Source organism: Streptomyces sp. NPDC008238 (assembly GCF_042956445.1).
Classification (GTDB): Bacteria; Actinomycetota; Actinomycetes; order Streptomycetales; family Streptomycetaceae; genus Actinacidiphila.
This window is the reverse complement of sequence record NZ_JBIBGK010000036.1, coordinates 1-23,071: the sequence shown is the minus strand read 5'-3', so window position 1 is coordinate 23,071 and position 23,071 is coordinate 1. Positions and strand designations below refer to the sequence as shown.

Genomic DNA, 23,071 nt, shown 5'->3' with positions numbered 1-23,071 from the left:
GTGTGGGAACACAACGGCCGGTAGGGGTCCGATAGGCAACCGGCGCGCTCCGGAACGTTCCTGCCCCCACAGTTCGGTTCGCGCCGACGTTCAGCAAGAGGTTCGCCCCCCGTCGCCTCCAACCTGCGGCCAGGGGAGCACCTCCCCCACACCCCTCCTCTTGTGCGGGCGCAGGGTGTCCCGTTGGGGACGCGTCGGACAGGTGCGGTGCCCCCGGACTGCCTTGTAACCACCCACCGGCCGTTGGTCGCCGTCGATGGGGAGGGGGTGGGGTCGTAGGGGTGGGCGTTCTGGACGCTGACGTGTATTTGATGTGCGGCACAGACAGCACCGACGAGTGCTCCCCGCCATGCACATAAATATGCGGTACAGAATGCCCACCCCGGAGGCCCCGCCCCCGGCCCACCCATGCACAGTGCGCAGGCCCGCACCAACCATGCCGGGCAATCGGGCGGGAGGGTGGGGGAGAAACCCCAACGGAAACCACAACGGCGCCGCACACGACAACGGGCCGCAACCAAGGGGCCCCGGGTCAGGCAACCCCGCCGGGGTCGGGCAGGAGCACCACACGGTGCGCCTCCACCCCCGCCCCCACCCCCCTGTCGCACGCCGCGACGACCGTGATCCCCGCCGCCGCCACACGCCGCAGCTCGCTCCACGCGCCGCGGCTGATGACGGTCGTCGTGACGGAAGGGCCCCGGCTCCACGGCGCGTTGTTGAGGGCGAGCTGCAGCGCGGACCGCTGCGGCCCCGGCGGCCCGACCACGGCGATGAGTTCTCCGGTGGGCGTGGACAGTTCGGCTCCGGTGACGGTGGGGGTTGCCATGCCTGCCCCTCTCCTCGTTCTGGCCGGTATACGAGCAATGGGTGTTTTGCTCGGAGTCGATCCAGGTTTACCAAGGATTGGGCGGCATCAAGGGCGCGGCACTCCGGGAACTCCGGTTGCGGTACGGGCGGGGTCGGCCTGAACGCAGGCCTGGACGGGCACCCTCGGGGCGTCCCGGTGGAGCACGAGCAGCGCCATGTCGTCGGTGAGCCGCCCCCGCGTGTGCCGCAGGAACGAGGCGCGCACGGCGTCGACCAGGGCACGCGCCGACAACGCGCCGCCGTGGGAGGCCGTCCGGGCGGCCCCTTCGAGGGCCGGCAGCAGGGGGAAGAACTCCCCGGCGCCGTCCCGGCCGTCCATCACGCCGTCGGTGTGCAGGAACAGCGCCTGGCCGGGCAGGAGTTCCCCGCAGGGGACGGGCTTCGCGTCGGGACCGGGGTCGAACAGGCCGAGCGGCGGGAACGGTTCGCCGGCCTCCAGCCGAAGGGCGCTCGGCTGCCCGGGGCGGTCGGGGCAGAGCCGGTACGGCTGCGGATGGCCGCAGTTGATGACCTGGACGCCGCATTCCTCGTCCAGTTCGAGCAGCATCAGGGTCACGAACTCCTCGGCGGCGTGCGGCCGCCCCAGCAGGTGCCGGTGGAGCGCGCGGTCCAGGCGGCGGAGCACGCCACCGAGTTCCGGTTCGTCGTGCGCGGCCTCGCGGAAGCTGCCGAGCAGCGCGGCGACGGTGCCCATGGCCTCCAGGCCGTGGCCGCGTACGTCGCCGATGACCGCGCGCGTCCCGTAGGGCGTGGCGAGCACCTCGTACAGGTCGCCGCCGACGCGGGCGCCGCGGCTGGCGGAGAGGTGGTCGCCGGCCACCGCTAGGCCGCCGACGCGTGGCGGCAGCGGGGGCAGGAGGACGTGCTGGGCGGCGACGGCGACCTCCCGGGTGCGGTCGAGTTCGGCGGCCAGGCGGCCCCTGCGGTCGGCGAGCCGGAAGGAGACCGCCAGGACGGCGAGGACGGCGACCTCGGTGCCGAGCCGCTGCCCGGTGTCCGGCACCGCGACGGCCGCTACGGCGAGACCGCCGCCGGCGAGGACGCAGCGGCGGCGTCCCGTGCCGGCGCAGGCGATCACGGGCGCCGCGACCGCGGCGGGCGCCCACTGGATTCCCCCGGGCATCGCGTACACCAGACCCAGCACCGCGGCCACCCACAGACCGGGAAGCGACAGGATCGCCAGCCCCCGTGCCCTGTTGCCGCTCCGGCGGATCACCGCCCTGGGTCGGATCATGCCTCGGGGCTCCCCCTGAAGCCGTTGACGCGGTGGGCGACGACACAGCCCCCGCGTCGAGTGGGCCCTGGTTCCGATCGATTGTGGCGACTCGGCGCGACGAACCCGATACCCAGCGGAATCATTTCACCCGATCGGACTACGTGACCGCCGGAACGCCGAAGGGGCGCCCCCGGCGGACCGGGGACGCCCCACAAGCGAGGCGAGGGCTCAGGCGCCGCGCAGGGCCGCTCCCGTGCGCTCCGCGGCGGCGGCGACGGCCGCGTCCCGGGCCGCGGAGGCCTCCTCCGCGGTGAGCGTGCGGTCCGGGGCGCGGAAGCGCAGGCTGTACGCCAGCGACTTCCGGCCCGCGCCGATCTGCTCACCCGTGAAGATGTCGAACAGCCGCAGCGATTCGAGCAGTTCGCCGGCGCCGGAGCGCAGGGCGCCCTCCACCTCGGCGGCCGGGACGGCGGCGTCCACGACCAGGGCGACGTCCTGGGTGGCCACCGGGAAGGCGGACACGCGGGGCGCGACGACCGGGCCGCCGGAGGCGCGCTCCAGGCGGTCGAGGTCGATCTCCATGGCGGAGGTGCGCTCCGGCAGGTGTAGTGCCTTGATCACCCGGGGGTGCAGCTCGCCGGCGTTGCCGACCAGCACCTCCTCGCCGTCGACGACCGCGAGGAGCGCGGCGCAGCGGCCCGGGTGGAAGGGGGCCTGCTGGTCCTGGCGGACGATCAGCTCGACCCCGGCCTCGGCGGCGACGACCCGTCCGGCCTCGACGGCGTCGGCCCACTGCGTGGGGCGGCCCTGGCCCCACCAGCCGGCCTGCTCACGGGCCCCGGCCAGGACGACCGCGACGCGCCGCGGCTGCCGCGGCAGGGCGGCGTCGAGCGCGGCGATCTCGGCGTCGGTCGGGCGCCGGTCGACGGGCAGCCGCGGGGGCGCGGGCTCCTCGCCGCTGGGGCGGAAGACCAGGCCGGTCTCGAAGAGCGCGAGGTCGTGCGCGCCGCGTCCGACGTTGCGGCGCAGGGCGCCGAGCAGGCCGGGGAGCATGGTCGTGCGGAGCGCGGGCTCCTCGTCCGACAGCGGGTTGGCCAGCTTGACCGTGATGCGGCGCGGGTCGTCCGCGTCGAGACCGAGCTGGTCGAAGACGGCCTCGCCGAGGAACGGGTAGTTCTGCACCTCGACGTAGCCGGCCCCGGCGAGCGCCCGGCCGACCCGGCGGCGCAGCTTCTGCGACTCGGTCAGACCGCGGCCCGAGGGCAGGTTCGGCAGGGTGGAGGGCAGGTTCTCGTAGCCCTCCAGCCGGATGACCTCCTCGGCGAGGTCGTTGGGGTCGCGCAGGTCGGGCCGCCAGGACGGAACGGTGACGATCAGCTCGTCGGCGCCGTAGACGTCGCAGCCCACCTGCTGCAGCCGGCGCACCACGGTCTCGCGGCCGTACGCCATGCCGGCCACCTTGTCCGGGTGGTCGGCGGGGATGGTGATGGTGTGCGGCGCGGAGGGCGCGATGACCTCGGTGACGCCCGCGTCGGCGGTGCCGCCCGCGAGCAGCACCAGCAGGTCGACGGTGCGCTGCGCGGCGGCGGACGCGGCCTGCGGGTCCACACCGCGCTCGAAGCGCTTGGACGCCTCGGAGGAGAGCTTGTGGCGGCGCGCGGTGCGGGCGATGGCGACCGTGTCGAAGTGCGCGGCCTCGATGACGACGTCGGTCGTCGAGGCGCCGGTGTCGTCGATCTCGGTGTTGGCGCCGCCCATGACACCGGCCAGGCCGATCGGCCCGCGGTTGTCGGTGATCACCAGGTCCTCGGCGTCGAGGACGCGGACCTGGCCGTCGAGCGTGGTCAGCTTCTCGCCCGGCTGCGCCCGGCGGACGCCGATGGCGCCCTCGATGCGGTGCCGGTCGTACGCGTGCAGGGGCTGGCCGAGCTCCAGCATCACGTAGTTGGTGACGTCCACGGCGAGCGAGATCGGGCGCATGCCGGCCTTCTGCAGCCGGCGCTGCAGCCAGATCGGTGAGCCGGCCTCCGGGTCCAGCCCGGTGACGGTGCGCGCGGTGAAGCGGTCGCAGCCGACGGGGTCGGAGACCTTCACCTCGTAGCCGTAGGAGTTCGGGCCGGGCACGTCGAGCAGCGCCGGGTCGCGCAGCGGCAGACCGTAGGCGATGGCCGCCTCACGGGCGACGCCGCGCATCGACAGGCAGTAGCCGCGGTCGGGGGTGACCGCGATGTCGAGCACCTCGTCGACCAGTTCCAGCAGCTCGACGGCGTCGGTGCCGGCCTCGTGCTCCGGCGGCAGGACGATGATGCCGTCGTGGTCGTCGCCCATGCCGAGCTCGCGGGCGGAGCAGATCATGCCGTGCGAGTTGCGGCCGTAGGTCTTGCGCGCGGAGATCTCGAAGTTCCCGGGCAGGACGCCGCCGGGGAGGATGACGACGACCTTGTCGCCGACGGCGAAGTTGGTCGCGCCGCAGACGATCTCCTGCGGCTCACCGGTGCCGTTGGCGGTGCCGACGTCGACGGTGCAGAAGCGGATCGGCTTCTTGAAACCGCTCAGCTCCTCGATGGTGAGCACCTTGCCGACCACCAGCGGGCCCTTGAGGCCGGCGCCGAGCTGCTCGACGGTCTCGACCTCGAGACCGGCGGAAATGAGCTTGGCCTGGACGTCGCGGCCGGACACGCCGGCGGGCAGGTCGACGTACTCCCGCAGCCAAGAAAGCGGGACCCGCATCAGATCTCCATCCCGAACGGAAGGGTGAAGCGCACGTCACCCTCGACGATGTCTCGCATGTCCTCGACGTTGTGACGGAACATCAGCATGCGCTCGATGCCGAAGCCGAAGGCGAAGCCGCTGTACTTCTCCGGGTCGACGCCGCAGGCGGTGAGCACCCGGGGGTTGACCATGCCGCAGCCGCCGAGCTCGATCCAGCCCTCGCTGCCGCAGGTGCGGCAGGGGCGGTCCGGGTCGCCGACGGACTCGCCGCGGCAGACGTAGCAGACCATGTCCATCTCGGCGGACGGCTCGGTGAAGGGGAAGTAGTTCGGGCGGAGCCGGGTGGTGATGTCCTCGCCGAAGAGCGACTGGACCATGTGGTCCAGGGTGCCCTTGAGGTCCGCCATGGTCAGGCCCTCGTCGACGGCGAGCAGCTCGACCTGGTTGAACACCGGGGTGTGCGTGGCGTCCAGTTCGTCCGAGCGGTAGACCCGGCCGGGGCAGATCACGTAGACCGGCGGCTCGCGGTCGAGCAGGGAGCGGATCTGCACCGGGGAGGTGTGCGTGCGCAGCACGACGCCGCTCTCCTCCGGGCCGGAGCCCGCGGGCTTGTCGCCCTCGACGAAGAAGGTGTCCTGCATGGTGCGGGCCGGGTGGTCCGCCCAGATGTTGAGGGCGTCGAAGTTGAACCACTCCGCCTCGACCTCGGGGCCCTCGGCCACCTCGTAGCCCATGGCCACGAAGACGTCCTCGATCCGCTCGGAGAGCGTGGTCAGCGGGTGCCGGGCGCCGCGCGGGACACGGTCGTACGGCAGCGTGACGTCCACCGCCTCCTCGACCAGCACGCGCTCGTCGCGCTCGCCCTCCAGCACCTCCTGCCGGGCCTTGAGCGCCTGGTTGACGGCGCCGCGGGCCTGGCCGACGCGCTTGCCGGCGTCCGCCTTGGCGTGCGGCGGCAGTGCGCCGATCTCACGGTTGGCGAGGGCGAGCGGCGAGCGGTCCCCGGTGTGGGCCACCTTGACCTCGCGCAGCGCGTCGAGGTCGGCGGCCTCGGCGATCGCGGCGAGCGCCTCGTCGCGCCGGCGCTCGATCTCTTCCGGTTTCAGTGCCTCGACCTCGACAGGGTCGTACGACTTGTTCGGTGCCGACATTTCTTCCCGTTCCGATGTGGGTGGTGGCGTGGCCGACCTGCCTGCCCGACCGCTGAATGCCAAGGGTCGAGTCTATCGGGGCCACGGGGAAAGGCTGGTCACGCCCGTCGGGGCCGGTGGATCACCACGCGATGCTCAGGCCGTGAAGGCCGGCGCCCCGACGGGCAGGGTAAATCGGAACTGGGCGCCCTTGCCGGGCGCGCGGCCCACCGTGATCGTGCCGCCGTGGGCCTCGACGATGCCCTTGACGATGTAGAGCCCCAGGCCCGTGCCACCGCGTTTGCTGCCCCGCCAGAAGCGGGTGAAGACGCGGTTCATGGACTCCTCCGGGATGCCGGGTCCCTCGTCGCTCACGGTCACTGCCGTTCCGGACCATCCGCGCTCGCGCGGCGACGACGAGGGTGCTACGTCAATGGTGACAGTTCCCTCGCCGTGGCGCACAGCGTTTTCCAGCAGGTTCCCCAGGATCTGGTCGACCTTGTCGGGGTCGGCCCACAGCGACGGCAGTGCCCCCGTGACCCGTACGGCGAAGCGGTCCGCGGGCTGTCCGGCGGCGACGAGGGCATCCACGTGGCGCCGCACCGCCGCGGCGATGTCGACGGGCTGGCGGCGCACCTCCAGGCGGCCGGAGTCGATGCGGGAGATGTCGAGCAGTTCGGCGATCAGCCGGGTGACGCGGTTGGCGTCGGCGTGCACGGTCTCCAGCATGAGTTTCTTCTGGTCCTCGGTGAAGCGTTCCCACTTCGCCAGCAGGGTGGCGGTGAAGCCCTTGACGGAGGTGAGCGGGGAGCGCAGCTCGTGCGCGACGGTGGCGATGAGCTCGGCGTGGCTGCGTTCGGTGCGCCGCCGCGCCTCGGTGCCGCGCAGCGCGACGACCAGCCGGCGCACCGGCCCGGTGGGGTGGTCGCGGACGTACCGGGCGGAGACCAGCACCTCGCGGCCGCCGGGGAGCAGCAGGTTGCGCTCGGGCTGCCCGGTGCGGGTGGCCAGTCCCCGGTACGGGTCGGTCAGCTGCCACCAGCGGCGTCCGTCCAGGTCCTCCAGGGGCAGCGCCTGCTCGATGGGGTGGCCGAGGACGTCGGCGGGGTCGAGCGCGGTGATCCGGGCGGCGGCGGCGTTGAAGCAGCGCACGAGGCCCCGCTCGTCGGCGACGACGAGGCCGTCCGGCAGCTCGTCGGCCGTGACGCCGAGTTCGGTCAGGACAGTCGGCCAGCCCTCCGGCGCGCTCGGCGGCGTACCGCCGGTCGTCCTGACGTCCATCCCCGTAACCCCCTCTCCAGGGCGGTCCCCGAGGGCGTCACATTACTAGCTCAGTGTCACGGAGCGGCACCCTCCGGGAGCACGCTGCGCGCGGGCGGAGGCGTAGAGGCACACGGCGGCGGCCGTGGCGAGGTTGAGGCTCTCGGCGCGGCCGTGGATGGGGACGCGCACCACCTCGTCCGCGAGTGCGCGGGTCTCCTCCGGCAGGCCCCAGGCCTCGTTGCCGAAGATCCAGGCGGTGGGCCCGCCCATGGTGCCCTCGTCGAGTTCGGCGTCGAGGTCGCGCTCCCCCGCGCCGTCGGCGGCGAGCAGCCGCACTCCGGCCGCGCGCAGGCCGTCCACGACGGTCTCCATGGGGACGCCGACGGCGACCGGGAGGTGGAAGAGGCTGCCGACGGAGGCGCGCACGGCCTTGGGGTTGTACAGGTCGACGGAGGCGTCGGTGAGGACCACCGCCTCCGCCCCGGCGGCGTCCGCGCAGCGCAGCACGGTGCCGGCGTTGCCGGGGTCGCGTACGTGGGCGAGGACGGCGACGAGCTTCGGCCGGGCGCGCAGCACCTCGTCGAACGGGGTGTCCAGGAAGCGGCACAGGCCGATGATCCCCTGCGGGGTGACGGTGTCCGACATCTCGGCGACGACCTCGTCGGTCGCGGTGAGCACGGGCACCCGGGCGGCGCGGGCCGCGGCGACGATCCCCTCGTGCCGGGCGGCGGCCTCGGGGGTGACGTAGACCTCGACCAGGTGGGCCATCGCCTCGCGCACGGCCTGCGGTCCCTCGGCGAGAAAGCGCCGCTCCTTGCCGCGGAAGCTGCGCCTGGCCAGGCGCCGCGCGGCGACGACGCGGGGGGATCGCAGGGAGGTCAGCTCGGGGCCGGGCATGGCGGGGGTGCACTCACTTCGGTCGTGGTCCGGCCGGAAGCGCGGCGGCGGCGCTCCCGGAACACAGCACGGACCCGCAGGCACGGGGCCTGCGGGTCCGGAGGAGCGTGGGTCAGGCCGCCTTGGGGGCGTTGACGTCGCTCGGCAGGGCCTTCTGGGCCACCTCGACCAGCGCGGCGAACGCGTTGGCGTCGTTCACGGCCAGCTCGGCGAGGATCTTGCGGTCCACCTCGACGTTGGCGGCCTTCAGACCCTGGATGAAGCGGTTGTAGGTGATGCCGTTGGCGCGGGCAGCGGCGTTGATGCGCTGGATCCACAGCTGACGGAAGTCGCCCTTGCGCTTCTTGCGGTCGTTGTAGTTGTAGACGAGGGAGTGGGTGACCTGCTCCTTCGCCTTGCGGTACAGGCGGGACCGCTGGCCGCGGTAACCGCTGGCCTGCTCGAGGATCGCCCGGCGCTTCTTCTGGGCGTTGACTGCCCGCTTGACGCGTGCCACTAGATAACTCCTTCTAAGGGACCGTGGGGGTGCTCACACGGCCCGAAAACGAATGGGTCCCGGTCCAGCATCGCGCCCCCTGGGGAGGGGGCGTGACGTCACTTGCCGAGAAGCTTCTTGATCTTCTTGGCGTCGGGCTTGGCCAGGACGACAGTGCCGGTGAGGGCACGGGTCTTCGTCGACGGCTTGTGCTCAAGCAGGTGGCGCTTGCCGGCGCGCTCGCGGATCACCTTGCCGGAGCCGGTGATCTTGAATCGCTTGCTCGCACCGCTGTGGGTCTTGTTCTTCGGCATGCGCCGTAGTCTCCTCGTCGCTGGCCCTCCCGTCCGCCCGGGAGCGGACGGAGAGCGTCAGTCCTTCATTGGGTCACCCGGAGGGGAACTCCGGGTCCTGGCAACGCCGTCAGACGGCGTCAGCTGGCATCGGCGGGAGCGTCCTGCTCGTCGTGCTCGAGGTCGTCCCCGAGCTCGTGCTCCTGCTCCTGCTCGTCGGGGTCCTTCGGCAGGCGACCGGCCTTGCGGGCGGCCTGCGCCTCACGGGCTTCGGCCATCGCCTCGGTCTTCTTCTTGTGCGGACCGAGAACCATGATCATGTTGCGGCCGTCCTGCTTCGGCGAGGACTCCACGAAGCCCAGGTCCTGGACGTCGTCGGCGAGCCGCTGCAGCAGTCGGAAGCCCAGCTCCGGGCGCGACTGCTCACGACCGCGGAACATGATCGTGATCTTGACCTTGTCGCCCTGCTTGAGGAACCGGACGACATGACCCTTCTTGGTGTCATAGTCGTGCGGATCGATCTTCGGCCGGAGCTTCATCTCCTTGATGACCGTGTGCGCCTGGTTCTTGCGCGCCTCACGGGCCTTCATGGCCGACTCGTACTTGAACTTGCCGTAGTCCATGAGCTTGCAGACCGGCGGGCGTGCGGTCGCCGCCACCTCGACCAGGTCGAGGTCGTACTCCTGCGCAAGCTCCAGTGCCTTGGCAAGCGGCACGATGCCGACCTGCTCGCCACTGGGACCGACGAGTCGCACCTCGGGGACGCGAATCCGGTCGTTGATGCGGGGCTCGGCGCTGATGGGGCCTCCTCGGTAGCACCACGCGACTGACTGGATCGACAGCCGCGCAACGTCTGAAACTTGGTCCGGCCCGTGAGGAGGCGTGAAAAAACGCCCCATACGGGTCACAGGCGGATGCTCCTCACAACCGGGAGCACCGCCGCGGAATTCCCGCGGGGCGCGTCGGGAGCCGCGTCCTCGTCCGGGGACACGACACCTGACCGGTGACCCGCCGCCCTCGGGGGGCCGGCAAGGTGGGAGATCGGAGCCTCCACTTGTGGGCTGGAGCGCTCCGTTTCCATCACGTCCACGGGGTGTCCAGCCGGTCGATCGTCAAGCATACCAGTGTCCGACCGCAGACCGTAATCGGCCGACGTGGGCCTATCGTGTGATGCATGAGTGACGCCAGCCCCCAGCACGAGTCCCCCTCCGCGGACCGCCCCGACTTCGACACGCTGACCCGCGACATCGCGGACGTCCCGGCGGTCGAGGTGATCACCACGGTCGCGGTGCACCTGATGAGCGCGGCGGCGGTGAACCTCGGCCTCGCGGAGGACGGCGAGCGGCACAAGGACCTCGACGAGGCACGCAAGCTGATCACCGCGCTGGCCGGCCTGGTCACCGCCGGTGCGACCGAGATCGGCTCCTACCACGCCGCCCCGCTGCGGGACGGCCTGAAGTCGCTGCAGCTCGCCTTCCGCGAGGAGTCCGTCGTCCCCGACGCCCCGGGCGAGGGACCGGGCGAGAAGTTCACCGGTCCCGTCCACGGCTAGGACGTGCCGTCAAATGAGCTCCCCCAGCTACCGCTGGGAGGTGCCCCCACCGCCCGGAGGGCGGGCTCAGCGGCTCCCCCGGCTTGCGCCGGGAGGTGCCCCCAGGTGTGGTGCATCGCAAGGCGGAGAGTCGTCCTCGTAGTGGGCTACTCGGACGATTCGACAACGCAGCGTGGGGGCACCTCCCAGCGGAGCTGGGGGAGTGCCGTGCCTGGGGGCACCTCCCAGCGCAGCTGGGGGAGCGTCGCTGGGCAGGCGGGCATTTGACGACACGCCCTGGGACGGCCGCAGAATCGCCGCGCCCGTTCACGTGCTGACGGCGTCGCCCCGGTGGGGCGGCGCCGTCAGCGCGTGAAGAGCGGTTCGCCGGGGAGCCGGGTGTCGGCGGGGAGCAGCGCCAGTTCGATGCCGCGCACCAATGCGCCGCGCAGCACCTCGTCCGCCGCGAGCGTCGCCGAGACGCGCTGTGCCACCTGGCGCACGTCGGCGTCCGCGTCCAGGACCAGCCCCAGCGTGCCGTCCGCGTCCGCGGAGGGCACGAGGTGCGCGCGGACGACTTCCGGTGCCGCCCCGGCCGCGGACCGCAGGGCCTCGCGGACCGCGGGGTCGGCCAGCGGGTCGGCACCCGCCCGCCCCGACGCGACGGCGCGCAGCGCGGCGCCGGTCAGCGCGTACGGCACGGGCCCGGCCATGTCGATCAGCAGCGTGCCGGCCTTCTCGTGCGCCAGCGCCTGCAGCGCCTGCCCCAGGGGAACGGCCACCGGCCGCGCGTCCGGCCGCCAGCGGGCGAGGGCCTCGGTGGAGGTGAACGCGGGGAGCGCCTTGCGGCCGTCGGCGGCCTGGATGGTGGGCACGGCCATGTCGCTGGTCTTCTCGCGGCGCAGTCCGTCCGGGCCCTCCTCGACCTCACCGAGCAGCGCCACCACCGGCACCAGGAAGCGCGCGCCCGGCAGCGCCGCCAGCACCTCGGGTTCGGCCGACGGATCGGCGTCGTAGGCGGCGAGCGCCGCGGCCAGCCGGGGGTCGGCGCTGCCGTCGTCGTCGGAGAAGCCGGGGTCGGGGATGTTCTTGGGAGCCACCTCCCGAGGGTATCGGGGGTTCCGGGCGGCGACTTCTCACGCCCCCTTCATCCGCTTCTCACCGCCCGCGCAGTTTCCGTCCCTGGCTTGCCTGGGCATGGCTCCCGAGAACCCCGCCGCACGGCCTCCCGGCCGTGCGGGCGTCCCCGGCCGTGTCCACCGTGCGCCGCGCGGCGTCGTGCGCGGTGTGACCGCGACCGCGCTGCCGGCGTGCGCCGTGCTCGGCACGGTGACGTACGGGGCCGCGGCGCCGCCGCGCACGGCGGCGGTGACCCCGGTCGTGGCCGGCCAGGCGGCGGAGGCGGCGGTGGGAAAGGTGAGCGAGGAGCCCCGGGTGGTGTGGAGCGAGGTGCTGGCGACGGCGCTGCGGGACGTGTCCGGGGACCCCCGGGCGCGCTACTCGGTGGCGGTCCTGGACACCGCGACGGGCGCCAGGGCGGTGCACGGCGACGGGCCGTACGACACGGCGAGCATCGTCAAGGTCGACATCCTGGCGGCGCTGCTGCTCAGGGCCCAGGACGCGGGCCGGGAGCTGACGGCCCGGGAGGAGTCCCTGGCCGCGGTGATGATCGAGGAGAGCGACAACGCGGCGGCCAGTGTGCTGTGGCGGGCGATCGGCCTGGGCCCCGGCCTGGACGCCGCCAACCGCCGCCTCGGGCTCACCGCGACCACCGCCGGCAGCGGGCTCCTGTGGGGGCTGACCCGGACCACGGCCGCCGATCAGCTCACGCTGCTGCAGCGGGTGTTCGGCACCGGCGGCGCCCTCGACGAGGCGTCCCGTGCGTACGTGCGGCGGTTGATGGGCCGCGTCACGGCGGCGCAGGCCTGGGGCGTGCCCACCGCGGCCGACGACGGCTCCTACGAGATCAAGAACGGCTGGCTGCAGCGGAGTACGACCGGGCTGTGGATCGTCAACAGCATCGGGCGGGTCCGGGCGGACGGCCGGACGTACCTGGTCGCCGTGGTCTCCGGCGGCAGTACGACGCAGGCCGCGGGCATCACGCTGGTGGAGCGGGCCGCGCGGGCGGCGGTGGCCGCGTTCAGCCGCGCCGCCGGCCGTTGCGGGAGTTCGTGAGCCGGGGCCACAGCCACAACAGCGCCGCCGCCGCGACCAGTCCGGTGCCGGCGACCGCGAAGGCCACGGCGATGCCGTCGCCCAGGGCGTCCCCGTCGGCGGCCGCGGCCGTCTTCGCCGCGTCGGGACCGGCGCCGAAGTACTTGCGCGTGGAGGGGACGGCGCGCGGCACGGTGCCCTCGGGCTTCAGCTTCGCCGCCGCCTTCAGCGCGGCCGCGGGGTCCACCAGGCCGTGGCCCACGGCGTCGTCGCGGCCGCCGGCCGGGGTGCTCCGGGCGGTGTCCGCCAGCAGCCGCTTCACCTGCGCGGGGCTGAGCCGGGGGTAGGCGGAGCGGACGAGGGCGGCCGTGCCCGAGACGTACGCGGAGGCGGTGCTCGTGCCCCAGCCCTCGTAGTAGCGGCGGTTGGGGTCGGCGATCACGACGTCGACGCCGGGCGCGGCGACCGTCGCGTACCAGCGGCGGGTGGAGAAGGCGGCGCGGGAGCCGTAGCGGTCCACGGCGGCGACCGCGATGACGCCCGGGTAGGCCGCGGGGTAGGACGCCCGGTTGCCCTGCTCGCCGCCGTTGCCGGCGGAGGCGACGACGACCACGCCCTTGCGCAGGGCGTACTGGATGGCGTCGTCCTCCTGCGCCTCGGGGTGGGCGGTGCGGCTGTCGTCACCGAGGGAGAGGTTGATGACGTCGGCGCCGTGGTCGGCGGCCCAGCGGATGCCGTCGGCCAGGGCGCTGCCGCGGGTGGTGCGGGCCTTCTTCCGCTGTGGGTCCTTGTCCTCCAGGATCACCCGCACCGGCAGGATCCGGGCCTCGGGGGCGATGCCCAGCACGCCGTCGGAACCACCGGGGCCGTGGCCGTGGCCGGCGATGATCCCGGCCATGCCGGTGCCGTGCCGGGCCCATGCGGCGTCCCCGCGGCGGGCCCCGAAGCCGACCATGTCCTTGCCCTCCAGGACCTGCCCCGACAGGTCCGGGTGGGTGGCGTCCACGCCTGTGTCGAGGACGGCGACGGTGACGCCCTCGCCCTTCGTCCGCTGCCAGGCCTCCTGTGCGTGGAGGGCGTCCAGCGCCCAGTCCGCGTCGCGCACGGCGTCGGCGTGGGCCGGGACGACGGGCAGCAGGGCGAGGGCCGCGGCGGCCGCGGCGGTGGCCACGCGCCTCATCCGGAACCTCCCGTCGGGGTGGCGGTCAGCGAGCGCGCGGCGGCGCGGGCCCGGCTTTCGACGGCGTCGGCCAGCGCGTCCGCATCGTGACCGAGCCCGGCCTGGGCGGGCGCGGCCGTGGCGCCCGCGGTGACGGCCGAGGCGGCGGGCTGCGGGACGGCGACCTCGCGGCCGTCGGCGAAGCCGCTCACCGCGTACACGACGACGGGCAGGTCGGCGGCGACGCCGACCGTCCAGCTGGCGCGCTGGCGGTCGCCGAAGCCGTCCGAGACGGTGCCCGGGAACGCCACCGGACGGGGGATCAGATCCCCGCGTGAGCCGAGGCGTTCGGTGGTCCAGCGGTCGTGCAGCTTACGCATCGCGGGGGCGTCGGCCTTGGTGACGAGCAGGCCGACGGTGGTCACGGCGCTGGACGTGGCGTCGGCGTAGGTGGCGCGCAGGAGCTTCACACAGCCGGCCGGGGCCAGCACCTTCGCCAGCAGCGGGTCGAAGGCCTCCCGGCAGTCGCCGGCCGGTGCCACGCCGACCCGCGTCCAGGTGCGTTCGGCGCCTCCCGGGCCGAGCCCCTTGCCGTGCAGGGTGGGCGGGAAGAGCGTGTCGACGGGCGTGCTGTGCCACAGGCCGCGGGCGAGGGCGAAGTCGCGCCTGCCGGCCTCCGCCGCCGTGGGCGTGGGAGCGGCCGGTTCGTGGTTGATCCACACGCCGGCCCCGGCGCCGCCGAGGAGGCCGAGGCCCAGCACCAGGCACAGGGCGGCGGCGGCCGTGCGGGGCCGCGCCTGGGCGGCGTGCGAGGGGGTGTGCGGCGGCCGGGGCGGGTACGGCGGCGGCGCGGAGTGCGGTACGGGCGAGGTCCAGGCCGCGGCCGGGGCGTGCGCGGGCGCGGGCGGGACACCGGGAACGGCGGCGGGCGGCGGGGGCGGCACGGGCCCGGCCGGGTAGGCGACGCCGACGGGGCCCCGTTCGCCCGCGGGACGCGGGTACGGCGCCGCCGGCGCGGGGACGGTGCCGTAGAGCTCCGGGGGCAGCCCGCCCTCCGGCTCGCCGCCGGCGGCGGGGCCCGCGGCGGCCCAGGGCGCGGCCGCGCGGCCGGGGGCGGCGCCGGCGGACCGGTGGGCGGGCGCGGAGGTGTGCGGGACGGGGGCGTGGGGCGGCGGTATCGGGCGCGGTGGGGACCAGCTCGGCCGGGGGGTCGCTCCCCCGCTGTCGAAACCGGCGCTCACCCGGTGCCCCCTCACGGCCGCACGGCGGACGGCCCGTTCACGCGATGGACTGCGGCGTCACTCTACTGGGCGCGGCGACGTCACGACGCGTCAGTACGGATCACTTGCCCCTACCGCTCGGTAGGGGCATTCTGGCAAGCTTCGCGCATGTCTGATCGCGGAGCAGCCCGCGCCCGGTACGACCGGGCCACCGCCCACCTCGACGCGCCGGTGGCGATCGTGGACCTGGAGGCGTTCGACGCCAACGCGGACGACCTGGTCCGCAGGGCGGGCGGCAAGCCGGTCCGGGTGGCGTCCAAGTCGGTCCGCTGCCGTGCGCTCCTGGAGCGCGTGCTGGAGCGGGACGGCTTCGAGGGGATCATGTCGTTCACCCTCGCCGAGTCGCTGTGGCTGGCGCGCTCGGGCTTCGACGACGTCCTGCTGGCGTACCCGTCGGCGGATCGTTCCGGCTACGCGGAGCTGGCCGCGGACCCGAAGCTGGCGGCCGCGGTGACCGTCATGGTCGACGACGTGGCGCAGCTCGACCTCGTCGCCTCCTCGCGCGCGGGCGGCTCCGAGATCGTCCGGGTCTGCCTGGAACTGGACACCTCGCTGAGGATGCTGGGGGGCCGGCTCCGCATAGGAGCGCTGCGCTCCCCGCTCCACCAGCCGGAGCAGATGGCGGCGCTGGCCCGCGAGGTGTCCCGGCGACCCGGCTTCCGGCTGGTGGGGATCATGGCGTACGAGGGGCACGTGGCCGGCGTCGGCGACGCGATCGACGGCCGGCCGCTGCGCTCGCGCGCGGTGCGGCTGATGCAGGCGACGGCGCGCCGGGAGCTGGCGGCGCGGCGCGCGGAGGTCGTGCGGGCGGTGCGGGAGGTGGCGCCCGGGCTGGAGTTCGTCAACGGCGGCGGCACGGGCAGCGTGCAGAGCACGGCCGCCGAGGACGCGGTGACGGAGATCGCCGCCGGGTCGGGCCTGTACGTGCCGCGGCTCTTCGACAACTACACCTCCTTCCGGGGCCGTCCGGCGGCGCTGTTCGCGCAGCCCGTGGTGCGGCGCCCCGGGGTGGGCGTCGTCACCGTCCTCGGCGGCGGCTACCCGGCCTCCGGCGCGGCGGGCCGGGACCGGCTGCCCGTCCCCTACCTGCCGGAGGGGCTGCGCTACGACGCCCAGGAGGGCCCGGGCGAGGTGCAGACGCCGCTGGTCGGGTCGGCCGCTGACGACCTGCTGATCGGCGACAAGGTGTGGTTCCGGCACGCCAAGGCGGGCGAACTGTGCGAGCGCTTCGACACGCTGCAACTGGTCGAGGGCGACCGGGTGGTGCGGAGCGTGCCGACCTACCGCGGCGAAGGCAAAACGTTCCTGTGACGCGCGGACGCCCCGGCCGGACGGACCGGACCGGGGCGCCCGTGGGCGGGGTGCGCGGTCACACGCCGGTGCCGCCGCCGGAGCCCGCGGCCTTGATCCCCTCGGTGATGTCGTCCATCACGTCGGGACCGGGCGCCTTGGGGTTGATGTCGAAGCCGTAGCGGACCAGGACGAGCCTGTCCGGGTCCGCCGGCGAGGGGAACACCAGCGACTGGACGTAGCCGTCGTCGCCCCGCTGGGTGACGACCTTCCAGCGCACCAGGTAGCCCTGCCCGCCCGCGACGGTGACCTTCTTCGACAGCAGCTGCGTGTGCGAGGTGATGTCGCCGTAGATCTTGCCGCCGTAGGCGCCCTCGGCGTTGCCGGCGATGTCCTCCTTGGCCGCGGCCTCGGCGGTGGTGGACTTCAGCTTCACCGACGCGGCGGGCATCGAGAAGACACCGCCGCGCAGGCAGTTGCTCGAGGTGTCGCCGGGGCAGGCGTACGCGCCCACGGTGAGCTCCGCGAGCCCGTACCGGCTGGTGGCGCCCTTCCAGCCGTCGGGCACGGGCAGGCTGATGCCGTCGACGAGGTCGAGGGCGAAGCCGGGTTCGCTCTTGGGCACGTCCGGCAGGCCGCCGTCGCCGGGGCCCTCGCCGTCCGGGCCCGCGTCCTCGCCCTCCCGGTCCGGCCCGGGGGCCGTGACGGAGGGGGCGGGGCGGGCCGAGTCCGTGCTGCCGCCGCTGCTCCTGCCCAGGGCGACGACGCCTCCGACCACCGCGCCGGCCACCACCACCGCGGCCACGACCGCGATGGCTATCAGGCCGCCGCGCCGCCTGCGGGGGGCCGGGGGGAACGCGCCGGGGTACTGCGGGAGGCCCGGCGCCCCGGCGCCGAACGCCGGGGCGGGGGGCTGGGCGGTGCGGGTGTACTCGGTCCACTCGGTCCCGTCCCACCAGCGCTCCAGGGCGGGCCCGTTGCCAGTCTGCCCGGGTTCTGGGTACCAGCCGGGCGGGGTCGTCATCGTCACGGCGTCACCCTAAGGCCCCGACCTTAAGATTCCCGTCAGACCACCGGTCACAGAGGGGTCACGTACGCCCCCGCGATCCCTCCGTCGACCAGGAACTCCGCGCCCGTGATGAAGGACGCGTCGTCGCTGGCGAGGAAGGCCACGGCGGCGGCGATCTCCTCCGCCTCCGCGAAGCGGCCCACCGGGATGTGCACCAGGCGGCGCGCGGCGCGCTCGGGATCCTTGGCGAACAGCTCCCGCAGCAGCGGGGTGTTCACCGGGCCCGGGCACAGCGCGTTGACGCGGATGCCCTCCCGGGCGAACTGCACGCCCAGCTCGCGGGACATCGCGAGCACGCCGCCCTTGGACGCGGTGTACGAGATCTGCGAGGTCGCCGCGCCCATGACGGCGACGAAGCTCGCGGTGTTGATGATCGAGCCCTTGCCCTGGCGCTGCATGTAGGGCAGCGCGGCCTTGCAGCACAGGTAGACCGACGTGAGGTTGACCTCCTGCACGCGGCGCCAGGCGTCGATGCCGGTGGTGAGGATCGAGTCGTCGTCCGGGGGCGAGATGCCCGCGTTGTTGAAGGCGACGTCGACCGAGCCGTAGGTGTCGTACGCCGCCTTGAACAGCGCCTCGACCTGCCCGGCGTCGGTGACGTCGGCCTCGACGAACAGCCCGCCGGTCTCCTGGGCGGCCGCCTTGCCGGCGGCCTCGTCGATGTCGGCGCACACCACGTTCGCGCCCTCGGAGGCGAGCCGGCGGGCCGAGGCGAGCCCGATGCCGCTGCCGGCGCCGGTGACCACCGCCGTCCGGCCCACCAGGCGGCGGCACACCACTGCTTCTGCTTGCGTCATTGCCGGGATCACTCCTCCGTGCTGATGAAGACGTTCTTGGTCTCGGTGAAGGCGGCCAGCGCGTCCGGGCCGAGCTCGCGGCCGAGCCCGGACTGCTTGAAGCCGCCGAACGGTGTCCAGTAGCGCACCGAGCTGTGGGAGTTGACCGACAGGTTGCCGGCGGCGGTGCCCCGGGCCAGCCGCAGGGCGCGGCCGACGTCCCGGGTCCAGATCGAGCCCGACAGTCCGTAGGGGGTGGCGTTGGCAAGGCGCAGCGCGTCCGCCTCGTCCTCGAAGGGCAGGACGACGGCGACCGGGCCGAAGACCTCCTCCACCGCGACGCGCTCGGCCGGGTCGGCGGGGGTCAGCACGGTCGGCGGGTACCAGAAGCCCTTGCCCTCGGGGGCGGTGCCGCGGATCGCGACGGGCGCGTCCGGCGCCACGTAGGCGCGGACCCGCTCCCGCTGCACGGCGGAGATGAGCGGGCCCATGTCGGTCGCGGGGTCGGCGGGGTCGCCGACCCCGACGGCCAGGACGGCGGGCTCCAGCAGTTCCATGAAGCGCTCGTAGACCTGGCGCTGGACCAGCACGCGGGTGCGGGCGCAGCAGTCCTGCCCGGCGTTGTCGAGGAAGGCCATGGGGGCCGTCGCGGCGGCCTTCTCCAGGTCCGCGTCGGCGAAGACGATGTTGGGCGACTTGCCGCCGAGCTCCAGGGTGACCCGCTTGAGCGTGCCCGCGCACGTGGCCATGATCTGCTTGCCGACGCGGGTCGACCCGGTGAAGACGATCTTCGCGACGCCCGGGTGCTCGACCAGGGCCGCCCCCGCGACGGGGCCCTCGCCCGGCAGCACCTGGAAGAGGTGCTCGGGCAGGCCGGCCTCGAGCGCCAGGTCCGCCAGGCGCAGCGCGGTCAGCGGCGTGGTCTCGGCGGGCTTGAGGATCACCGCGTTGCCCGCCGCGAGCGCCGGGGCGGTCCCCCAGGCGGCGATGGGCATGGGGAAGTTCCAGGGCGCGATGACGCCGACGACCCCGAGCGGTTCCAGGAAGGTGACGTCGATCCCGCCGGGCACCGGGATCTGCCAGCCGCTGAGCCGTTCGACCCCGCCCGCCGCGTAGTCGAGCAGGTCACGGACGTTGCCGGCCTCCCAGCGGGCGTTCCCGGCGGTGTGCCCGGCCTCGCGGACCTCCAGGGCGGCCAGTTCCTCGGCGTGGGCGTCCACGGCGGACGCGAAACGGCGCAGCAGCCGCGCCCGGTCGGCCGGGGCCAGGGCCGCCCAGGCCGTCTGGGCGCGGGCCGCACGGGCGACGGCCGCGTCCACGTCCTCCCGGCGGGCCGCGGGGACGGTGGCGATCACCTCCTCGGTGGCCGGGTTGAGCACGTCCAGCGCTTCGAGCGGTTCGGGTGCTTCGAGCGGTTCGGGTGCTTCGGGGGGTGCTTCGGGCACTCGCTGCCTCACATGCGCTCGAAGGAGCGGTAGCGCTCCCAGTCGGTCACGGCGGTGTCGTACGCGTCCTGCTCGACGCGGGCCATGTTCAGGTAGTGCTCGACGACCTCGTCGCCGAAGGCCGCACGGGCGATCGGGCTGGCCTCCCACAGCTCGGCGGCCTCGCGCAGCGTGGCCGGCACGTGCGCCACGCCGTCGCTGACGTAGGCGTTGCCCGTGACGGGCTCGGGGAGGGGGAGCTTCTGCTCGACGCCGTGCAGACCGGCGGCGATCATCCCGGCGACGGCGAGGTAGGGGTTCACGTCGCCGCCGGGGACACGGTTCTCCAGGCGCAGTGCGGAGGGGCTGTGGCCGACGACGCGCAGCGCGCAGGTGCGGTTGTCCGGGCCCCAGGCGACGGCGGTCGGCGCGAAGGAGCCGGGCCGGAAGCGCTTGTAGGAGTTGATGTTGGGCGCGTACAGCAACGAGAAGTCGCGCAGCGCGGCGAGCTGCCCCGCCAGGAAGTGCCGCATCGTCTCCGACATGCCGCCCGGCTCGCCGCCGGGCCCGCCGTGGGCTCCGCCGCCGGGTCCGCCGCCCGCCGCGTCGTCCGCGAAGACCGGCTGCCCGTCCTCGTCGCGGAGCGAGAGGTGGATGTGGCAGGAGTTGCCCTCGCGGTGGTCGTACTTCGCCATGAACGTCAGGGCGTAGCCCTCCTGCGCGGCGATCGACTTGGCGCCGGTCTTGTACACGCTGTGCTGGTCGCAGGTGACCAGGGCCTCGTCGTAGCGGAAGGCGATCTCGTGCTGGCCGAGGTTGCACTCGCCCTTGGCGGACTCCACGCGCATCCCCGCGGCGCCCATCTCGTTGCGGATGCGGCGCAGCAGCGGCTCCACGCGGCCGGTGCCGAGCAGGGAGTAGTCGACGTTGTACTGGTTGGCGGGGGTCAGGTCGCGGTAGCCGTTCGTCCAGGCCTGCTCGTAGGTGTCCTTGAAGACGATGAACTCCAGCTCGGTACCCGCGTACGCCGACCAGCCGCGCTCCGCGAGCCGCTCGGTCTGGCGGCGCAGGATCTGCCGGGGCGAGGGGGCGACCGGGGTGGACCCGTGGTCCAGCAGCCGCAGGTCGGCGATGACGAGCGCGGTGGCGGCGTCCCAGGGGGTGACCCGCAGGGTGCCGAGGTCGGGGTGCATCGCGAAGTCGCCGTAGCCCCGCTCCCAGGAGGACAGGGCGTAGCCGTCCACGGTGTTCATGTCGGCGTCGACGGCGAGCAGGTAGTTGCAGCCCTCGGTGCCGTGCTCCAGGACGTCGTCGAGGAAGTGCCGGGCGGCGAAGCGCTTGCCCTGGAGGCGCCCCTGCATGTCGGTGAAGGCGACGACCACCGTGTCGATCTCGCCGGAGTCGACGTGTCGTCGCAGGTCGTCGGTGCTGAGCGGGGCTGTTCGGTGCACCACGGGTGATCACCTCTCCTACCGTCCGACAGGTGATCCAAAAGTACGGGCCCGGGGCCCAGTTGGGTACGGTGCAAGAAGAAATCCGCGCGTCGCTGGAGGCTCCCGTGGCCCGTCCGCTGATCGGTGTCAGCACCTACTGGGTCGACTCGGCCCGCTTCGGCGGCTGGGACCTGCCCGCCGCCCTGCTCCCCGCCGGGTACCCGCTGCTCGTCCGGCGTTCCGGCGGCCTCGCCGCGCTGCTCCCGCCGGACGACCCCGCCCACGCCGCGGAAGCCGTGGCCCGGCTGGACGGGCTGGTGGTCTCCGGCGGGCCCGACGTCGAGCCCTCCCGGTACGGTGCCGAGCGCGACCCGCGCACGGACCCGCCCGCGCGCGAGCGCGACGCCTGGGAACTGGCCCTCATCGACGCCGCCCTCACCGCCGGGGTGCCCCTGCTGGGCATCTGCCGGGGCATGCAGCTGCTCAACGTCGCCCTCGGCGGGACGCTCGTGCAGCACGTCGACGGGCACCGCGGCCCCCGGGTGGGCGTCTTCGGCGGCCACACCGTCAAGCCGGTCCCCGGCACGCGCTACGCGGACGCGGTGCCGGAGGCGATGACAGTGCCCACGTACCACCACCAGGCGGTGGACGCCCCCGGCCGCGGGCTCGTGGTCGCCGCCCACGCGGAGGACGGCACGCCGGAGGCCGTGGAGCTGCCGGGCGACCACTTCGTGCTGGGGGTGCAGTGGCACCCCGAGATGGACGCGGACGAGCGGGTGATGCGGGCGCTGGTCGCTGCCGCGGCGGTCAGGGCAGCGGGCGGGGCCACGGTCAGAGCTGACGTTTGAAGCCGACGTGCGAGGCGGTGAAGCCGAGGCGCTCGTAGAAGCGGTGCGCATCGGTGCGGGCCCGGTCCGAGGTGAGCTGCACCAGCGTGCACCCCAGCCGGCGGGACTCCTCGACCGCCCACTCGATCAACAGGGTCCCCAGGCCGTCCCCGCGGGCGTCGCGGTGCACCCGTACGGCCTCGATGACGGAGCGCGTCGTGCCGCGCCGTGACAGCCCCGGTATCACCGAGAGCTGCAGCACGCCGGCGAGGGTGCCGTTCCGCTCCGCGACGACCAGGTGCTGGCCGGGGTCGGCGATGACGCGTTCGTACGCCGCGTAGTACGGCTCGAGGTCGTCCGGGGTCTCGCGGTTCCGGCCGAGGCCGTCGTCCGCGAACATCGCGACGACGGCGGGGATGTCGGGGCGGGTGAGGGGGCGGATGTGGAGGTCGCTCATGCGTGCAGCGTATGTGTGCCCGGTGGGGTGTGTGCGGCCCGGTGGTTGTGTGCGGCCCGGTGGTTGTGTGTGGCCCGGTTGTTGTGTGCGGGTCGTTTGCGCCTGCGGCGGGCTGTCTCCCACCCTCCCGCCCGATTGTCCGGCGCGATCGGTGCGGGCCTGCGCACGTTGTGGTGGGGTCGGCGCCGCGCCGGCGCACGTCCTCAACGCTCGCGGTTTACCCCGACATCATTCGGCGCCGGGTCCCCCGCTCGTCGTTTCCGGGCGCACCCCGACACACCCCCTCCCGTCGTATGGGCGCACAACGGCCGGTGGGGGGTCAGTGAGGCAACCGGGGTGACCCCGGACCGCCCTCTGACCGCCACCGCCCCGCGGTTCGAGCCCGCATCATCGGGCACCGGGTCCGCCGCTCGTCCTTCCCCAGCCTTCGGTCAGTAGGAGCACCCCACCACACCTCCTCCTCTCGTGTGCGCGCACAACGGCCGATGGGGGTTTGGAGGAGTCTGAGGTTGCCCCGAACCCCTCTCTGACCGCCGCGGCCCTGAGGATTGCGCCAATGTCATTCGGCATCGGGTTCGCCGCTTGTCTTCGCCAGCCTTCGGTCAGGGAGACAACCCCGTCACCCACCTCCCCCTAGCCCAGGCACGTGACGGCCGGTGGGGGGGTGCGTCGGACAGGTGCGGTGCCCCTGGACCGCCTTCTGACCTCCCACCGGCCGTTGGTCGCTGTCGATTCGGAGGGGGTGGGGTCGTAGGGGTGGGCGTTCTGGACGCTGACGTGTATTTGATGTGCGGCAGCGACGGCACCGACGAGTGCTG

21 protein-coding genes are annotated in these 23,071 nt (G+C 73.8%); 4 read left to right on the top strand and 17 right to left on the bottom strand.

Annotation, left to right across the window (positions count from 1 at the left end; translation table 11 throughout):
* Positions 1-532: 532 nt before the first annotated feature.
* From ACFZAU_RS37900 to infC, 9 genes are all read right to left on the bottom strand, one after another.
* Positions 533-826: a hypothetical protein gene (locus ACFZAU_RS37900; protein WP_499603478.1), complete on the bottom strand. Its 294-nt coding sequence runs from the start codon at positions 824-826 to the stop codon at positions 533-535.
* An 87-nt stretch (positions 827-913) separates the two neighbouring features.
* Positions 914-2,101, bottom strand: coding sequence for a PP2C family protein-serine/threonine phosphatase (locus ACFZAU_RS37895; RefSeq protein WP_500555977.1), 1,188 nt, complete (start codon positions 2,099-2,101; stop codon positions 914-916).
* Positions 2,102-2,311: 210 nt separating this feature from the next.
* Positions 2,312-4,813, bottom strand: coding sequence for a phenylalanine--tRNA ligase subunit beta (pheT, locus tag ACFZAU_RS37890; RefSeq protein ID WP_500555976.1), 2,502 nt, complete (start codon positions 4,811-4,813; stop codon positions 2,312-2,314).
* A complete protein-coding gene (pheS, locus tag ACFZAU_RS37885) occupies positions 4,813-5,946 on the bottom strand; it encodes a phenylalanine--tRNA ligase subunit alpha (RefSeq protein WP_499603492.1) in 1,134 nt (377 codons plus the stop codon). The genes pheT and pheS overlap by 1 nt, the downstream gene beginning before the upstream one ends.
* Before the next feature lie 135 nt (positions 5,947-6,081).
* Entirely contained in the window at positions 6,082-7,206 is a 1,125-nt protein-coding gene (locus ACFZAU_RS37880; protein WP_500555975.1) for a sensor histidine kinase, read from the bottom strand.
* Between the two features lie 45 nt (positions 7,207-7,251).
* Positions 7,252-8,085, bottom strand: a complete 834-nt coding sequence (locus ACFZAU_RS37875) for a TrmH family RNA methyltransferase (protein ID WP_499603496.1) — start codon at positions 8,083-8,085, stop codon at positions 7,252-7,254.
* 112 nt (positions 8,086-8,197) lie between these two features.
* Positions 8,198-8,581: a 50S ribosomal protein L20 gene (rplT, locus tag ACFZAU_RS37870; RefSeq protein WP_018564305.1), complete on the bottom strand. Its 384-nt coding sequence runs from the start codon at positions 8,579-8,581 to the stop codon at positions 8,198-8,200.
* A 98-nt stretch (positions 8,582-8,679) separates the two neighbouring features.
* Positions 8,680-8,874, bottom strand: a complete 195-nt coding sequence (gene rpmI / locus ACFZAU_RS37865; protein WP_018564306.1) for a 50S ribosomal protein L35 — start codon at positions 8,872-8,874, stop codon at positions 8,680-8,682.
* A 119-nt stretch (positions 8,875-8,993) separates the two neighbouring features.
* Entirely contained in the window at positions 8,994-9,689 is a 696-nt protein-coding gene (gene infC, locus ACFZAU_RS37860) for a translation initiation factor IF-3 (protein WP_499603888.1), read from the bottom strand.
* Between the two features lie 338 nt (positions 9,690-10,027).
* Between infC and ACFZAU_RS37855 the strand changes: the two genes are divergently transcribed.
* A complete protein-coding gene (locus tag ACFZAU_RS37855) occupies positions 10,028-10,405 on the top strand; it encodes a DUF1844 domain-containing protein (protein WP_431960495.1) in 378 nt (125 codons plus the stop codon).
* A 344-nt stretch (positions 10,406-10,749) separates the two neighbouring features.
* Here ACFZAU_RS37855 and ACFZAU_RS37850 read toward each other — a convergent pair whose 3' ends face one another.
* A complete protein-coding gene (locus tag ACFZAU_RS37850) occupies positions 10,750-11,484 on the bottom strand; it encodes an SseB family protein (protein ID WP_500555974.1) in 735 nt (244 codons plus the stop codon).
* 97 nt (positions 11,485-11,581) lie between these two features.
* Between ACFZAU_RS37850 and ACFZAU_RS37845 the strand changes: the two genes are divergently transcribed.
* The gene (locus ACFZAU_RS37845; RefSeq protein WP_500555973.1) at positions 11,582-12,559 is read left to right on the top strand and encodes a serine hydrolase; all 978 of its coding nucleotides are present in this window, start codon (positions 11,582-11,584) and stop codon (positions 12,557-12,559) included.
* On the opposite strand, the gene mycP is transcribed toward ACFZAU_RS37845, so the two are convergent.
* Together mycP and ACFZAU_RS37835 are read right to left on the bottom strand one after the other, a co-directional pair.
* Complete coding sequence (gene mycP, locus ACFZAU_RS37840; protein WP_500555972.1) at positions 12,525-13,718, bottom strand: type VII secretion-associated serine protease mycosin; 1,194 nt, start codon at positions 13,716-13,718, stop codon at positions 12,525-12,527. The genes ACFZAU_RS37845 and mycP overlap by 35 nt on opposite strands.
* Positions 13,715-14,938, bottom strand: a complete 1,224-nt coding sequence (locus tag ACFZAU_RS37835; protein ID WP_500555971.1) for a hypothetical protein — start codon at positions 14,936-14,938, stop codon at positions 13,715-13,717. The genes mycP and ACFZAU_RS37835 overlap by 4 nt, the downstream gene beginning before the upstream one ends.
* Positions 14,939-15,085: 147 nt before the next feature.
* On the opposite strand from ACFZAU_RS37835, the gene ACFZAU_RS37830 reads away from it, so the two are divergent.
* Positions 15,086-16,288, top strand: coding sequence for an amino acid deaminase/aldolase (locus ACFZAU_RS37830; protein ID WP_500555970.1), 1,203 nt, complete (start codon positions 15,086-15,088; stop codon positions 16,286-16,288).
* A gap of 58 nt (positions 16,289-16,346) precedes the next feature.
* Here ACFZAU_RS37830 and ACFZAU_RS37825 read toward each other — a convergent pair whose 3' ends face one another.
* The 4 genes from ACFZAU_RS37825 to ACFZAU_RS37810 are packed head-to-tail and all read right to left on the bottom strand — an operon-like array spanning position 16,347 to position 20,990.
* Positions 16,347-17,291, bottom strand: a complete 945-nt coding sequence (locus ACFZAU_RS37825) for a DUF2510 domain-containing protein (RefSeq protein ID WP_500556007.1) — start codon at positions 17,289-17,291, stop codon at positions 16,347-16,349.
* Positions 17,292-17,344: 53 nt separating this feature from the next.
* Positions 17,345-18,133 (bottom strand): 3-oxoacyl-ACP reductase, encoded by a 789-nt coding sequence (locus ACFZAU_RS37820; RefSeq protein ID WP_500555969.1) that lies wholly within the window; start codon positions 18,131-18,133, stop codon positions 17,345-17,347.
* Between the two features lie 8 nt (positions 18,134-18,141).
* A complete protein-coding gene (locus tag ACFZAU_RS37815) occupies positions 18,142-19,557 on the bottom strand; it encodes an aldehyde dehydrogenase family protein (RefSeq protein ID WP_500555968.1) in 1,416 nt (471 codons plus the stop codon).
* Positions 19,558-19,565: 8 nt separating this feature from the next.
* On the bottom strand, positions 19,566-20,990 hold the full coding sequence (locus tag ACFZAU_RS37810) for a glutamine synthetase family protein (protein WP_500555967.1): 1,425 nt from the start codon (positions 20,988-20,990) through the stop codon (positions 19,566-19,568).
* Between the two features lie 104 nt (positions 20,991-21,094).
* Here ACFZAU_RS37810 and ACFZAU_RS37805 point away from each other — a divergent pair, with 104 nt between their 5' ends.
* Positions 21,095-21,817 (top strand): gamma-glutamyl-gamma-aminobutyrate hydrolase family protein, encoded by a 723-nt coding sequence (locus ACFZAU_RS37805; RefSeq protein WP_500463544.1) that lies wholly within the window; start codon positions 21,095-21,097, stop codon positions 21,815-21,817.
* Here ACFZAU_RS37805 and ACFZAU_RS37800 read toward each other — a convergent pair.
* Entirely contained in the window at positions 21,801-22,253 is a 453-nt protein-coding gene (locus tag ACFZAU_RS37800) for a GNAT family N-acetyltransferase (protein WP_500555966.1), read from the bottom strand. The genes ACFZAU_RS37805 and ACFZAU_RS37800 overlap by 17 nt on opposite strands.
* Positions 22,254-23,071 lie beyond the last annotated feature (818 nt).

Bases quoted from the DNA above. Each gene is read 5' to 3' on its own strand.
- ACFZAU_RS37800 (WP_500555966.1), bottom strand. From the start codon at position 22,253: ATGAGCGACCTCCACATCCGCCCCCTCACCCGCCCCGACATCCCCGCC.
- ACFZAU_RS37880 (WP_500555975.1), bottom strand. From the start codon at position 7,206: ATGGACGTCAGGACGACCGGCGGTACGCCGCCGAGCGCGCCGGAGGGC.
- pheT (WP_500555976.1), bottom strand. From the start codon at position 4,813: ATGCGGGTCCCGCTTTCTTGGCTGCGGGAGTACGTCGACCTGCCCGCC.
- ACFZAU_RS37845 (WP_500555973.1), top strand. From the start codon at position 11,582: ATGGCTCCCGAGAACCCCGCCGCACGGCCTCCCGGCCGTGCGGGCGTC.
- ACFZAU_RS37875 (WP_499603496.1), bottom strand. From the start codon at position 8,085: ATGCCCGGCCCCGAGCTGACCTCCCTGCGATCCCCCCGCGTCGTCGCC.
- ACFZAU_RS37825 (WP_500556007.1), bottom strand. From the start codon at position 17,291: ATGACGACCCCGCCCGGCTGGTACCCAGAACCCGGGCAGACTGGCAAC.
- ACFZAU_RS37900 (WP_499603478.1), bottom strand. From the start codon at position 826: ATGGCAACCCCCACCGTCACCGGAGCCGAACTGTCCACGCCCACCGGA.
- rpmI (WP_018564306.1), bottom strand. From the start codon at position 8,874: ATGCCGAAGAACAAGACCCACAGCGGTGCGAGCAAGCGATTCAAGATC.
- ACFZAU_RS37855 (WP_431960495.1), top strand. From the start codon at position 10,028: ATGAGTGACGCCAGCCCCCAGCACGAGTCCCCCTCCGCGGACCGCCCC.
- ACFZAU_RS37895 (WP_500555977.1), bottom strand. From the start codon at position 2,101: ATGATCCGACCCAGGGCGGTGATCCGCCGGAGCGGCAACAGGGCACGG.
- pheS (WP_499603492.1), bottom strand. From the start codon at position 5,946: ATGTCGGCACCGAACAAGTCGTACGACCCTGTCGAGGTCGAGGCACTG.
- ACFZAU_RS37820 (WP_500555969.1), bottom strand. From the start codon at position 18,133: ATGACGCAAGCAGAAGCAGTGGTGTGCCGCCGCCTGGTGGGCCGGACG.
- mycP (WP_500555972.1), bottom strand. From the start codon at position 13,718: ATGAGGCGCGTGGCCACCGCCGCGGCCGCCGCGGCCCTCGCCCTGCTG.
- ACFZAU_RS37830 (WP_500555970.1), top strand. From the start codon at position 15,086: ATGTCTGATCGCGGAGCAGCCCGCGCCCGGTACGACCGGGCCACCGCC.